This is a genomic window from Micromonospora sp. IBSANI012, assembly GCF_052814045.1.
In genome coordinates this window covers 203,079-216,608 of record NZ_CP199933.1, presented here as the reverse complement: position 1 = coordinate 216,608, position 13,530 = coordinate 203,079, and the positions used below count along the sequence as shown (strand labels likewise).

Sequence of the window (13,530 nt, the reverse complement as noted above, 5' to 3'; positions counted from 1 at the left end):
GAGCAGCCATCGGCCCTCCTCCCCCGTGCCTGAGGCCCTTCAGGCTAGGCGGCGATGGCCACTCGGGTGAAGCCCTGATCAGGTGCCAGGATGATCAACGCAGCGTGATTACCCGCGGGTGTGCTGCCCGATCATCTGCACGTTGCCGGAACCCTCGATGATCTCTCCGGCCTGCCAGGCGTCGACGCCGCGGCCGGTCAGGGTGGCCAGCGCGCGGTCGGCGTCCTCGGCCGAGACGATCGCGAACATGCCGACGCCCATGTTGAAGGTCGCCTCCATCTCCGGGTCCTCGATCCGGCCCTTGGACTGGATCAGGTCGAACACCGGCTGCGGCTTCCAGGTGGAGCGGTTGACCACCGCGTCGGCGTGCTCCGGCAGGACCCGCACCAGGTTGCCCGGGATGCCGCCGCCGGTGACGTGGGCCAGCACCCGCACCTCGGCCTCGGCGATCAGCTTGAGGCAGTCCTGCGCGTAGATCTTGGTCGGGGTGAGCAGCTCCTCGCCGAGGGTGCGCTGCCGGCCGAAGTCCTCGATCACCACGTCCAGCCGCATCCGGCCCGCGCCGAGCAGCACGTGCCGGACCAGGGAGTAGCCGTTGGAGTGCAGGCCCGAGGAGCGCATGGCGATCACCACGTCGCCGACCTCGACCCGCTCCGGGCTGAGGATGTCGCTCTCCTCCACCACGCCGACGCCGGTCGCGGAGATGTCGTACTCGTCGGGGCGCAGCACACCCGGGTGCTCGGCGGTCTCGCCACCGAGCAGCGCGCAGCCGGCGTACCGGCAGCCGTCGGCGATGCCGGCGCCGATCTCGGCGACCTTGTCCGGCACGACCTCGCCGGTGGCGATGTAGTCGAGCAGGAACAGCGGCTCGGCGCCGCAGGCCACCAGGTCGTCGACGACCATCGCGACCAGGTCGATGCCGACCGTGTCGTGGATGTCCATCTGCTGCGCGATCACCAGCTTGGTGCCCACGCCGTCGGTGGACGAGGCCAGGATCGGGTTCTTGTACTTCTTGGTGTCCAGGCGGAACAGGCCGGCGAAGCCGCCGAGGTCGCCCATGACCTCCGGCCGCCGGGTCTGCTTGACCTTGGACTTCAGCAGCTCGACCGCGCGGTCGCCCGCCTCGATCGACACACCGGCGTCCGCGTACGAGACCGAGCGTTTGCGCGCCGTGCGGCCGGAGCCGGCCGTCCAGGGCTGGCGGTCGCCGCCGGCGCCCGTCGGGCTGCTTCCTGCGCCGCTGCGCTCGGACACGTGCGTCACGGTTCTCCCCTTTGGTTCTCGGTGCCGCTCGGGGTGCCGGGCGGCGCCGGTGGTGCTACGGGTGGACGGTCGCGCCGCCGGGAGTGGCGACGAGCGGTGGGGCGATGTGCCCGAGGTCGTCGGAGGGCTGGTTCGTGACCCGCCGCCCCACTCCTTCGAGCACGTGCTTGCCGATCAGGTTCCCGGCCGGCAGCTCGATCGGGTACTCCCCGTCGAAGCAGGCACGGCAGAGCCGGGTCTTGGGCTGCTCGGTCGCGGCGATGAGCCCCGGGAGTGAGACGTACCCGAGGGTGTCGGCGCCGATCGACCGCCGGATGCCCTCGTTGTCCAGCCCGTTGGCCAGCAGTTCGGCTCGGGTGGCGAAGTCGATGCCGTAGAAGCACGGCCAGGTGACCGGCGGGGAGGAGATCCGCACGTGCACCTCCAGCGCGCCCGCCTCGCGCAACATCCGCACGATGGCCCGCTGGGTGTTGCCGCGCACGATCGAGTCGTCGACCACCACCAGCCGCTTGCCCCGCACGTTCTCCCGCAGCGGGTTGAGCTTGAGCCGGATGCCGAGCTGGCGCAGGGTCTGCGACGGCTGGATGAAGGTGCGCCCGACGTACGGGTTCTTCATCAGGCCGGCGCCGTAGGTGATGCCGGACTCCTCGGCGTACCCGATCGCGGCCGGCGTGCCGGACTCCGGCACCGGGATCACCAGGTCGGCCTCGACCGGGTGCTCCTTGGCGAGCTGGCGGCCGATCTGCACCCGGGCGGAGTGCACGTTGCGCCCGGCGATGGTGGCGTCCGGGCGGGCGATGTAGACGTACTCGAAGAGGCAGCCCTTGGGCTCCGGCGCGGCGAACCGGGCCGACCGCAGCCCGTCGGCGTCGATGGCGATCAGCTCACCCGGCTCGACCTCGCGGACCACGCTGGCGCCGACGATGTCCAGCGCGGCCGTCTCGCTGGCCACCACCCAGCCACGCTCCAGCCGGCCGAGCACCAGCGGGCGCACGCCGTGCGGGTCGCGGGCCGCGTAGAGCGTCGACTCGTCCATGAAGACGAAGCTGAACGCGCCGCGCAGCTGCGGCAGCACCTCCAGCGCGGCGGCCTCCACGGACAGGTCGGGGCGGCTGGCCAGCAGCATGGTCACCAGCGAGGTGTCGTTGGTGGCGCCGTCGGCGACCAGACCCCGCTCGGCGACCTCCTTCTGCAGCTCGGCGGTGTTGACCAGGTTGCCGTTGTGGGCCAGCGCGATGGTGGTGCCGGAGGTGGTGGACCGGATGGTCGGCTGGGCGTTCTCCCAGGTCGAGCCGCCGGTGGTGGAGTAACGGGCGTGCCCGATCGCGACGTGGCCGCGCAGGCTCGCCAGCGTCGGCTCGTCGAAGACCTGGGCCACCAGACCGAGATCCTTGTAGACCACGACGCCGGAACCGTCGCTCACCGCGATGCCGGCGGCCTCCTGGCCCCGGTGCTGAAGCGCGTAGAGGCCGAAGTAGGTCAGGTTGGCGACCTCTTCGCCGGGGGCCCAGACACCGAAGACGCCGCAGGCGTCCTGCGGGCCGGGTCGTTGGGGATCAAGGTCGTGGCTCAGCCGGCCGTCGCCTCGGGGCACCCTGCCGCTCCCTCATGCTGGTCTGGACTGGCCTGGCGGAATCAGAGGTGCTGATCCGCACTCCTCGGCCGGGACCACTGTCGTCGCCTGACAGTGTACGCGAATGGCAGTCGATACAGATAGTCACGGTTTGGCTCCAGCGCGTCACCACGATGACCGTGGAGCCGCTGCTAGAGGGGTAGATGCGCGGAGAGGTCCGCCCGGTTCCCACTCACCTGTACGCGACCCTCGGTGACGGCTTCCGCCCACGAGAGCCGTCCGGTCGCCAGCGCCAACCAGGTCGCCGGATCCATCTCCACGACGTTCGGCGGGGTGCCCCGGGTGTGTCGGGGGCCCGGAAGGCACTGAACTGCACCGTAAGGTGGGACACGCACCTCCACCGATCGGCCGGGGGCGCGCTCCGCGAGGGCGGTCAACAAGGCACGGACCGCCTCTCGGTACACCGGCCGTTCGGGCGTACGCCCCTCGTCGAGCGCCGACAACGCCGCCGCGACCGCGGCGGACTTAATGTGCGGAGAGGACACGACGGGACGATACGACTCGTTGGCGGAGGCCGCGACGCTGGCCCTGGGTCGCGCTGATCCGGTCAGACAAGGCATAGTTGCCGACGGCGTATTCGTACCGTGATGATCCCGGGCCCACCCGGCCCGGGAAGTCAGTCCGGAAGGCGGTGGACGTGTCAACACACCGACGTGCCTGGAAGCAGCGGGCCGGTGTGGTCGTAGCGCTGGTTGCCGGCGCCCTGCTCACCGTCCCCGCCACACCGGCCCTCGCGGCCAAGATCACCTCTTCCGACGGCTCGGTCACCATCGACGCCGGCCGCAGCAGCCGCATCAGCGTCCAGATCAATCCGGACGACGGCGAGTCGAAGGCGAACGTCAGCGTCACCGGTCTTCCGCAAGGCGTGTCCTGCGGCGGCTGCGGAGAGGTCGACTTCGGCCTGATTCCCGGGCCGCAGCGGGTGACCTTGACCCTTTCCGCCAGTGACGACGCGCCGGCAGCCAACGGGACCCGGGCGACCGTGCGTGTCGAGGGTGACAAGGGCTCCGACTCCAAGCCGCTCAGCGTGACCGTGAACGCCAAGGCGGCCCCGCCGACCACCCCGCCGCAGAACCAGACGGTCAAGTCGATCTCCGGCAAGGTGACCGTGGCCGCCAACGGCGACGCCGTCCCGAACGCGATCGTGATGCTGCGCGACTCGCAGAACCACCAGTACCAGACCACCAGTGACGGCAGCGGCAACTACCGCTTCACCGGCTCCAGCTCGCAGCCGATCAGCCCCGGCCGGATCGACCTCGGCGCCACCAAGGACAACATCCAGGCGACCAGGACGCTCAACGCGAGCGCCGGGCAGAGCCTGACCGGCCAGCGGATCGCCCTGGCGCTGAAGGTCGAGGTCTCCCCGAGCGCCACGCCGTCGGCCACCGACGAGGCGCTGCCCACCGACGAGGTGACCGAGGAGCCCGCCGACGAGAGCGCCGAGGCGGCTGCTCCCGGTCAGTCCCAGGCCGCGTCGGACGACGGCGGGGGCTTCGGCTCCTTCATGATCATCCTGCTCGGCGGCCTGCTGGTCGCGGCCGGCGTCGGCACGATCGTGCTGCTCTTGATGCGACGCAAGAACGCCGACGAGGACGACGACGCCCCGGCCGGCGCCGCCGCGGGCGCGGTCCCCGGCGCGCGGGGCGCGTTCCGGGGAGCCGACGACCAGACCCGCGTGGTCAACCGGGTCGGTGCGGCCGGACCGGACCCGACCATGGTCGGCGGCACCTCGCTCAGCGACGCGCCGACGATGATGCACCGCCCGGTCGTGGACGACGTCCCGCCGGACCCGTACGGGGCTCCGCCGCAGCCGTACGGCGCCGCGGGCGCCGCAGCGGGCGGCTGGGCCGGCAGCGGCTACGGCGACGAGCCCGCCCAGGGCGGATACGGCCAGCAGGGCGGGTACGGCAACGCCCCCTCCTCCGGCGGCGGCTACGGCACCGCGCCCGCCTCGGGTGGCGGCTACGGCGGCGCCCCGTCCGCCGACGCCGGTTACGGCGCGGCCGGCGCGGCAGCTGGCGGCTACGGCAACGCTCCCGCCTCCGGCGGCGGCTACGGCAGCCGGGACTACGGCGCGCCGGCCGGCGGCCCCGGCTACGGCGGCCAGGACCAGGGTGGCGGCTACGGCGAGCGCTACGACGAGCCCACCGGCCGGTACACCGGGGAGAGCACCGGCGCGTACGCCCCGGCGGCCGACCCGTACCCGACCAGCACCTACCAGCCGGACCAGGGCCACGGCTACGGCCAGCCGGACCCGGCGCCGTACGGCCGGGGCCAGGAACCGGCCGGCGGCTACGGCAACGGCAGCGGCAACGGCTACGGCGGGCAGGGCGGCGGCTACGACGCCGGCGGCCAGCAGCCGGGCTACGACAACGGCTACGGCGCTGCCCAGGGCGGCTACGGCGCCGGCCAGGGCGGGTACGACCAGCAGGGCGGCTACGAGCAGCCGACCGGCGGCTACGGCGCCGGCCAGGGTGGCTACGGCCAGCAGGGCGGCTACGACCAGGAGCCGCCGCAGCAGCGCACCGGCGGGTACGACGACCGGGGCTACGACCAGCAGCCGGGCGGCGGCTACTACGGCGACCAGGCCCAGGCGGGTCGGGGGCGGCCGGAGGCGGCGCCGCAGCAGGATCGCGGCGGGCGTCGCCTCGACTGGCTGGACGACTGACCCGAAGGACCGACGTGGAAGGGCCGCCCAGAGCACCGGGCGGCCCTTTCGCATTGCCTGGTCAGGCGGCGGAGAAGACACCCTGACGCAGCACCGGCACCACCTCGGAGACGCCGACCCGCACGGCGACCTCCACGTCGCCGGCGAAGCCGCCCTCGATCAGCTCCCGGCCGGAGACGCAGCCGCGCACCGCCGCCGGAACGTCAGGGGTGCTGGCCAGTGCGGCGAGCGCCATTGCCGCCTCCACCGAGAGCCCACCTCGTACGCCGGACAGGGCGTCCAGCACACTCGCCGCGCCCAACTGGTCCTCCACGCAGGGACGCAGCGAGCCGTCCGGCCAGCGTTCACCGGCGGCCACCACGCCCACCGGGGCGTCGGTCGAGCCGTACCCCTGGCGGCGCAGCCAGCGCCCGACGGCGCGGGCGTTGCGCAGGCACGCCGCGACCACCGGCAGGCCGGTGGCGCTGGCGGCGGCGCTGATGGCGGAGCCGTTCGGCGACGGCAGCACCAGGTCGGTGACGACCGGCGCGGTGCTCAACGCCGCCGGCGAGAGCGACCACGGGTGCTCCGGGGTGGTCTGCCGGCGGCCGACCGCGGCGACCGCGCCGACCCGCCGCGCGAAGTCCGCCGCCTGCTCACCCCAGGGGAACGGGTGCACCCGCATGCCCCGGCCGACCGCCACCTCGACGGCGGTGGTGAACGAGAGGACGTCCACCACCACCAGCACGGCGCAGACCCGGCCCAGTTCGGCCGCCCCGGTCAGCCCCCAGTCGAACCGGGCGCCGGAACCGGGTTGGGCGTAGACGGCCCCGGCCAACGCCTCAGCGCTTATCGGGCGCGGAGGACTGCTCGTCGTCACCCGGGTCGGACGGGGCCGCCGGAGCGTCGGGAGCCGTCGCATCTGCGGTGACCTCCGTGGTCGGACGCTCCGGCTCCGCCGCCTCGGCGGCGGTGGGCTCGGCGACGGTGCCTTCGGCGACGCCGGCCTCCGGCCGGGGCGACTCGTCGGCGGCGGCCGGCTCCGGCTGCGCGTCCTCGTCGGCCTCGGCCCGCTCGGCCTCCGCGTCGGCGGCGGTCGGCACGTCCACCGGCTGCACGGCGGTGGCCGGCGCGACGGTGGTGGTGTCGGTCCGGGTCGCCTCGACCTCGACCTGGGCTGCCTCGGCGCCGCCGAAGAGCCGGGGCAGGGTGGCGGTGTGCACCTCGCGCAGCTCGTCCAAGCCGATCCGGAACTGGCCGTGCACCTCGAGGGCGCCGCCCGCCGGGTCGGTCACGCCGATCAGCTCCCACGGCACACCACGCTCACCGCAGAGGGCGGTGAACGCCTTCTCGCGACCGCGCGGCACCGAGACCAGCACCCGGCCGGCCGACTCGCTGAACAGGAAGACGAACGGCAGCGAACCGTCGGCGAACCGCTCCGGCACGGCGATCCGGGCGCCGACCCCGCGCCGCAGGCAGGACTCGACCAGGCTCTGGGCGAGACCACCGTCGGAGAGGTCGTGCGCGGAGCTGAGGAGACCCACCCGGGCCGCCTCGGCCATCAGCTCGGCCAGCACCCGCTCGCGGGCCAGGTCGACCTGCGGCGGCATACCGCCCAGGTGCTCGTGGGTCACCCAGGCCCACTCCGAGCCGGAGAGCTCGACGTGCGTGTCACCGAGCAGGAAGAGCTGGTCGTGGTCGCCACCGGCCCGCGGGGCGAAGCCCATCGGCACCCGGTCGGCGACGTTGTCCAGCACGCCGAGCACGCCGACCACCGGGGTCGGGTGGATCGCGGCGGCACCGGTCTGGTTGTAGAAGCTGACGTTGCCGCCGGTCACCGGGATGCCCAGCTCGAGGCAGCCGTCCGCCAGGCCGCGCACGGCCTCGGCGAACTGCCACATCACGCCCGGGTCCTCCGGCGAGCCGAAGTTGAGGCAGTTGGTCACGGCGATCGGCTTCGCGCCGGTCACCGCCACGTTCCGGTACGCCTCGGCCAGCGCCAGCTTGGTCCCGTTGTACGGGTCGAGGCGGGCGTACCGGCCGTTGCCGTCCACCGACAGGGCCACCCCGAGGCCGGTGCGCTCGTCGATCCGGATCACGCCGGAGTCCTCCGGCTGGGCGAGCACGGTGTTGCCCAGCACGTACCGGTCGTACTGCTCGGTGACCCAGGTCTTGTCGGCCAGGTTCGGCGACGCGATCATGCGGAGCAGGGTCTCCCGCAGCGCCTCCGGCGTACTCGGCCGGGGCAGCGTCTCGGCCCGGTCGGCCTGGAGCAGGATCAGGTCGGCCGGCTCGCGCATCGGGCGGGCGTAGACCGGGCCGTCGTCCACCAGCGAACCCGGCGGCACGTCGACCACCACGTGGTCGTTCCAGGTGACCAGCAGCCGGCCCGGCTGCCCGTCGGGAGACGGCGCCGTGACCTCACCGATCGCGGTGGCCAGCACGCCCCACTTGTCGGCGGTCTTGAGCACCGCCTCCAGCTTCTCCGGGGCGACGACCAGCAGCATCCGCTCCTGGGACTCGCTGGCCAGGATCTCGTGCGGCTCCATCGAGGGCTCGCGCAGCGGCACCCGCTCCAGCCACACCCGCATGCCGGTGCCGGCAGAGGCGGCGGTCTCGGTGAGCGCGCAGGTCAGGCCGGCGCCGCCCAGGTCCTGGATGCCGACGACCAGCTCGGCGTCGTACAGCTCCAGGCAGGCCTCGATCAGCAGCTTCTCGGTGAACGGGTCACCCACCTGCACGGACGGGCGGCGCTGCTCGCTGCCCTCGTCGAAGGTGGCGCTGGCCAGTACCGACACGCCGCCGATGCCGTCCCGGCCGGTCTTGGCGCCGAGCAGCACCACGATGTTGCCCGGGCCGGTGGCGTCCTTCTTCTGCAGCCGGTCGACCGGCAGCACGCCGAGGCAGAGCGCGTTGAGCAGCGGGTTGCCCTGGTAGCAGGGGTCGAAGACCAGCTCGCCGCCGATGTTGGGCAGGCCGAGGCAGTTGCCGTAGCCGCCGACGCCGGCGACCACGCCGGGCAGCACCCGGGCGGTGTCCGGGTGGTCGGCCGCGCCGAAGCGCAGCGGGTCCATCACGGCGACCGGGCGGGCGCCCATGGCGAGGATGTCCCGGACGATGCCGCCGACGCCGGTCGCCGCGCCCTGGTATGGCTCGACGAAGCTCGGGTGGTTGTGCGACTCGACCTTGAAGGTCACCGCCAGCTCGTCGGAGATCCGCACGACGCCGGCGTTCTCACCGATGCCGGCGAGCAGCCGGTCGCTCGGCGGGGCCTTCTCGCCGAACTGGCGCAGGTGCACCTTGCTCGACTTGTAGGAGCAGTGCTCGCTCCACATGATCGAGTACATGGCCAGCTCGGACTGGGTGGGGCGCCGGCCGAGGATGTCCCGGATCCGGTCGTACTCGTCGTCCCGCAGGCCCAGCTCGGCGTACGGCTGGAGCTCCTCGGGAGTGCCGGCGGCCTGCGACACGGTGTCCACGCCGGCGGTCCAGTCGGCGGCCGGCGCCGAGCCGGCGTGCCGGCCCGCGTCGGCCGGGCCGCCCTGCGGCACCACGGTGGCCGCGCGCGGCTCAGTCGGGGCAGCCGGGAAGGCGCCCGGCGTCTCCCGTACGACCGGGTCCGGATGGGTGGTCATGACCTCTCCTCGCTGCGCTCGTGGCCGCCCGACGGGCGGGGGAGCCGACCGATGATCCCGCCGCGCACGGTCACGCCGGCGCCCCCACCAGGTGCTTGAGCACCGAGGTGAAGAAGCCGAGACCGTCCAGGGAGGGGCCGGTGAGCGCCTCCACCGCGTGCTCGGGGTGCGGCATGATGCCGACCACGTTGCCGGCGGGGTTGGTGATCGCGGCGATGTCGCGCTGCGACCCGTTGGGGTTGCCGCCGACGTAGCGGGCGACGACGCGCCCCTCGCCCTCCAGCTCGTCCAGGGTCGCGGTGTCCGCGACGTAGCAGCCCTCGCCGTTCTTGACCGGGATCAGGATCTCCTGACCGGCCTGGAAGGCGTTCGTCCAGGCGGTGCCGGTCGACTCGACGCGCAGGATCTGGTCCCGGTTGCGGAAGTGCAGGTGCTGGTTGCGGGTGAGCGCCCCGGGCAGCAGGTGGGCCTCGCAGAGGATCTGGAAGCCGTTGCAGATGCCGAGCACCGGCAGGCCGCCCCGGGCCGCGTCCACGATCCGGTCCATCACCGGGGCGAACCGGGCGATGGCGCCGCAGCGCAGGTAGTCGCCGTAGGAGAAGCCACCCGGGAGGACGACGGCGTCCACCCCGTGCAGTTCCGCGTCGCCGTGCCAGAGCCGGACCGGCTCGGCCCCGGCGATCCGTACGGCCCGGGCCGCGTCCCCGTCGTCGAGCGAACCGGGGAAGGTCACCACACCGACGCGGGCGGTCACGAGTGTGCGTCCACGGTCTCGTCCGCCTCGACCACCCGGACGGTGAAGTCCTCGATGACGGGGTTGGCGAGCAGCTTGTCGGCGATCTCGCGGGCCCGGTCCAGGTCCGGTTCGCCGGTGAACTCGATCTCGATCCGCCTGCCGATCCGGACAGAGGCGACGTCACTGACGCCGAGCCGCGGCAGCGCGTTTGCGACGGCCTGGCCCTGAGGATCGAGGATCTCGGGCTTGAGCATGACGTCGACGACGACGCGAGGCACTGGGCACTCCTGACTGTGTACGCAGTTGGGTGCCGGCCCACTACGGGCGAGCGCAGCCAGCGTACCTGGCAGATTCCGGTCCGGACGCACCGGCCGGGGGCAGTTCAGGCAGTGATCGACATAACGACCTGTCCCGACGGAGGGTCGATGCGCGTTCGTTGCCAGGCCGATGCGCTTTCGTTGCCTGCCGCGGCGGCGGACCGCCGTCGCCACCCCGCTGACCAGGCAAATCTCGGTGGGAGTTCGCCGGGGCTGACCGGTTCCCGACAAACAGGGACGAGCACGCCCCGAGCCCACGGCGTCACATCCGTTAATCTCGATTAACTCTTGTGAACGGGGACTCGCGGGCTCTAGCCTACATCGGCGGATGTCGATGCCTTCGACGTCCCCGGCGGGTCACCCCCACCCGCCGAGGCCGACCCCCCGGCGACCCCGGGCCCCCGACCAAGGAGTTCCCCCATGCGCCTCCGCCCCCTGCTCGCGGTGCTGACCACCGCGCTCGCCGGCGTCCTCGCCACCGCCTCCGGCGCCACCGCCGCCCCGGCCGGCCCCCAGCCGATCATCGGCGGCAGCACCGTCTCCTCCGCGCCGTGGGCCGCGGCGGTGTTCAGCAACGGCTCGTTCACCTGCTCCGGCAGCGTGATCTCGTCGCAGTGGGTGCTCACCGCCCGGCACTGCATCAGCGGCTCGATGTCCGTCCGGGTGGGCAGCGTCTACCGCTCCTCGGGCGGCGTGACCCGTACGGTCAGCGCCACCTACACCCGCTACGACCTCGCCCTGATGCGCCTGTCCAGCCCGGTCACCACCAGCGCGGTGACGCTGGCCAGCAGCAACCCGCCGATCGGCTCGACCAACTCGATCTACGGCTGGGGCATGACCTGCTACAGCGGCTGCTCGGCCTCCAGCCAGCTCAAGACCGCCTCGGTCCAGGTGACCAGCACCAACGTCACCGACGCGTACGGCGGGCAGGCGATCCGCAGCACGGAGATCAGCGGCAACGCCTGGAAGGGCGACTCGGGCGGCCCGCAGTTCTACAACGGCCGGCAGGTCGGGGTGGCCTCCACCGCCGACGGGGTGAGCATCCAGAACTACGGCAGCGTCGCGTACAACCGGGCCTGGATCACCTCGGTTTCCGGTGTCTGACGGTTAGCGCCGTGGCGGCGCGGATGGTCGGCCGAGCGCCCGCCGTCCGCGCCGCCTCGTTTTGCAGCATCCGATCAGGTGAACACGGCTCGCGAACGGCCCGGGCGTGGACTGACAGCATCGGAACCGTGCTGGTCGTGACGACGGATCAACTGCCTGGCTACGAGATCCGCCAGATCCTCGGCGAAGTGGTCTCATCGATGGCCCGGACGCGCAACCCGTACCGCGAGGGGGTCAAGAACCTGCGCGGTGGCGCGTACGACCCGATGGCGCCGGACAACCTCACCCGGTGGCGGACCGACTCGGTGGCCCGGCTCGGCGAGGAGGCCCTCCGGCTCGGCGCGAACGCCGTGGTGGGGATGCGCTTCGACAGCCGCGACTGCGGCGAGATGTGGATGGAGATCTGCGCGTACGGCACGGCGGTGATCGTCGTACCCAAGGTGCCCGACGTCATGCCGAGCGACCAGCCGCTGGTCGCGGCGGAGACCGCCCAGGAGCCCGGCTTCACCGAGGCCCCCGGCGGCATCGCGGAACCGGCGAGCGCCCCGAACCTCTCCACCGCCGCCGACACCCCCACCCGCAACTCCTGACCGGGCCGGCGACGCCGCGCTTGATCCACTCGGTTTGCGGCGTGTCGCGGTGTCCCGACCGGACGACACCGCGACACTTCGCAAACGGAGGCGATCTCAGGGGGTCAGAGGATGGGCGGCGGGGAGTAGGTGGCGGCCTCGGGGTGGGCGGTCACGACCGCGGTGATGCGCTTGGTGACCGCGTCGACCTGGGCCTGGGCGGCGCCGGTGAAGGTGGTAGGGTCGGCGACCAGAGCGTCGATCTCGGCGCGGGTCAGGCCGAGGCGGCCGTCCGCGGCGAGGCGGTCGAAGAGATCGTTCTCGGCGGCGCCCTTCTCCCGCATGGCGAGCGCGACGGCGACCGCGTGCTCCTTGATCACCTCATGGGCGACCTCCCGGCCGACGCCCCGGCGTACCGCCGCCACCAGGATCTTGGTGGTGGCCAGGAAGGGCAGGAACCGCTCCAGTTCCCGGTTGATCACCGCCGGGTACGCCCCGAACTCGTCCAGCACGGTGAGGAAGGTCTGGAACAGCCCGTCGGCGGCGAAGAACGCGTCCGGAAGGGCCACCCGGCGGACCACCGAGCAGGAGACGTCCCCCTCGTTCCACTGGTCGCCGGCCAACTCGCCGACCATCGACAGGTAACCCCGGATGATCACGGCGAAGCCGTTCACCCGCTCCGACGAGCGGGTGTTCATCTTGTGCGGCATCGCGCTGGAGCCCACCTGGCCGGGCTTGAAGCCCTCGGTGACCAACTCCTGGCCGACCATCAGCCGGATCGTGGTGGCCAGCGAGGACGGCGCGGCGGCGACCTGGGAGAGCGCCGCGAGCACCGCCACGTCGATCGAGCGCGGGTAGACCTGCCCGACGCTGTCCAGCACCCGGCTGAACCCGAGGTGCCCGGCCACCCGGCGCTCCAGCTCGGCCACCTTCTCCGCGTCGCCGTCGAAGAGGTCGAGCTGGTCGGCGGCGGTGCCGACCGGGCCCTTGATCCCGCGCAACGGGTACCAGTTGATCAGGTCTTCCAGCCGCTCGTACGCGATCAGCAGCTCCTCGGCGGCCGACGCGAAGCGCTTGCCCAGCGTGGTGGCCTGCGCGGCGACGTTGTGCGAGCGCCCGGTCATCACCAGTCCGGAGTGCTCGTGGGCGAGCCAGGCCAGCCGGGCCAGGGCGGCGACGACGCGATCCCGGATCAGCTCCAGCGAGCGGCGCACCTGGAGCTGCTCGACGTTCTCGGTGAGGTCCCGGGAGGTCATTCCCTTGTGCACGTGTTCGTGCCCGGCGAGCGCGCTGAACTCCTCGATCCGGGCCTTCACGTCGTGCCGGGTGACCCGCTCCCGCTCGGCGATCGAGGCCAGGTCGACGTCGTCGACCACCCGCTCGTACGCCTCGACCACCCCGTCTGGCACGGCCACGCCGAGGTCGCGCTGCGCCTTCAGTACGGCGAGCCAGAGCCGCCGTTCCAGCCGTACCTTCTCCTCCGGTGACCAGAGGGCGACCAGCTCGGGTGAGGCGTACCGGTTGGCGAGCACGTTCGGGATCGTCGTCACGTGCCTCATTCTCTCGTACGCACAAGCGCTGGCCACGCCGGGCGCGTGGCTAGGCCCACTTCACGGGCCGGCGGTA

At 72.7% G+C, this 13,530-nt stretch carries 11 protein-coding genes; 3 read left to right on the top strand and 8 right to left on the bottom strand.

Annotated features, from left to right (window positions below; genetic code table 11):
• Window positions 1-108: 108 nt before the first annotated feature.
• The 3 genes from purM to ACTWM8_RS01040 form a co-directional block, all read right to left on the bottom strand.
• The gene (gene purM / locus ACTWM8_RS01050) at window positions 109-1,263 is read right to left on the bottom strand and encodes a phosphoribosylformylglycinamidine cyclo-ligase (RefSeq protein ID WP_446212143.1); all 1,155 of its coding nucleotides are present in this window, start codon (window positions 1,261-1,263) and stop codon (window positions 109-111) included.
• 55 nt (window positions 1,264-1,318) lie between these two features.
• Entirely contained in the window at window positions 1,319-2,857 is a 1,539-nt protein-coding gene (gene purF / locus ACTWM8_RS01045; RefSeq protein WP_446212142.1) for an amidophosphoribosyltransferase, read from the bottom strand.
• Between the two features lie 170 nt (window positions 2,858-3,027).
• Complete coding sequence (locus tag ACTWM8_RS01040; protein WP_210774374.1) at window positions 3,028-3,381, bottom strand: sterol carrier family protein; 354 nt, start codon at window positions 3,379-3,381, stop codon at window positions 3,028-3,030.
• 152 nt (window positions 3,382-3,533) lie between these two features.
• Here ACTWM8_RS01040 and ACTWM8_RS01035 point away from each other — a divergent pair, with 152 nt between their 5' ends.
• Window positions 3,534-5,564, top strand: coding sequence for a carboxypeptidase-like regulatory domain-containing protein (locus ACTWM8_RS01035; protein ID WP_446212141.1), 2,031 nt, complete (start codon window positions 3,534-3,536; stop codon window positions 5,562-5,564).
• Between the two features lie 61 nt (window positions 5,565-5,625).
• Here the strand turns inward: ACTWM8_RS01035 and ACTWM8_RS01030 are convergent, their stop codons facing one another.
• From ACTWM8_RS01030 to purS, 4 genes are all read right to left on the bottom strand, one after another.
• Window positions 5,626-6,381 carry a 2-phosphosulfolactate phosphatase gene (locus tag ACTWM8_RS01030; protein ID WP_446212140.1) on the bottom strand — a complete coding sequence of 252 codons (756 nt, stop codon included), beginning with the start codon at window positions 6,379-6,381 and terminating at the stop codon, window positions 5,626-5,628.
• Between the two features lie 4 nt (window positions 6,382-6,385).
• Window positions 6,386-9,178 (bottom strand): phosphoribosylformylglycinamidine synthase subunit PurL, encoded by a 2,793-nt coding sequence (gene purL, locus ACTWM8_RS01025; protein WP_446212139.1) that lies wholly within the window; start codon window positions 9,176-9,178, stop codon window positions 6,386-6,388.
• 70 nt (window positions 9,179-9,248) lie between these two features.
• The gene (purQ, locus tag ACTWM8_RS01020) at window positions 9,249-9,932 is read right to left on the bottom strand and encodes a phosphoribosylformylglycinamidine synthase subunit PurQ (RefSeq protein ID WP_154940681.1); all 684 of its coding nucleotides are present in this window, start codon (window positions 9,930-9,932) and stop codon (window positions 9,249-9,251) included.
• On the bottom strand, window positions 9,929-10,192 hold the full coding sequence (gene purS, locus ACTWM8_RS01015) for a phosphoribosylformylglycinamidine synthase subunit PurS (protein WP_210774383.1): 264 nt from the start codon (window positions 10,190-10,192) through the stop codon (window positions 9,929-9,931). Before purS ends, purQ begins: the two co-directional genes overlap by 4 nt.
• A 459-nt stretch (window positions 10,193-10,651) precedes the next feature.
• On the opposite strand from purS, the gene ACTWM8_RS01010 reads away from it, so the two are divergent.
• Entirely contained in the window at window positions 10,652-11,335 is a 684-nt protein-coding gene (locus ACTWM8_RS01010; RefSeq protein WP_446212138.1) for a S1 family peptidase, read from the top strand.
• A 23-nt stretch (window positions 11,336-11,358) separates the two neighbouring features.
• Complete coding sequence (locus ACTWM8_RS01005) at window positions 11,359-11,925, top strand: YbjQ family protein (protein WP_446214434.1); 567 nt, start codon at window positions 11,359-11,361, stop codon at window positions 11,923-11,925.
• Between the two features lie 104 nt (window positions 11,926-12,029).
• Here the strand turns inward: ACTWM8_RS01005 and purB are convergent, their stop codons facing one another.
• Window positions 12,030-13,454 carry an adenylosuccinate lyase gene (gene purB, locus ACTWM8_RS01000; RefSeq protein ID WP_154940684.1) on the bottom strand — a complete coding sequence of 475 codons (1,425 nt, stop codon included), beginning with the start codon at window positions 13,452-13,454 and terminating at the stop codon, window positions 12,030-12,032.
• Window positions 13,455-13,530 lie beyond the last annotated feature (76 nt).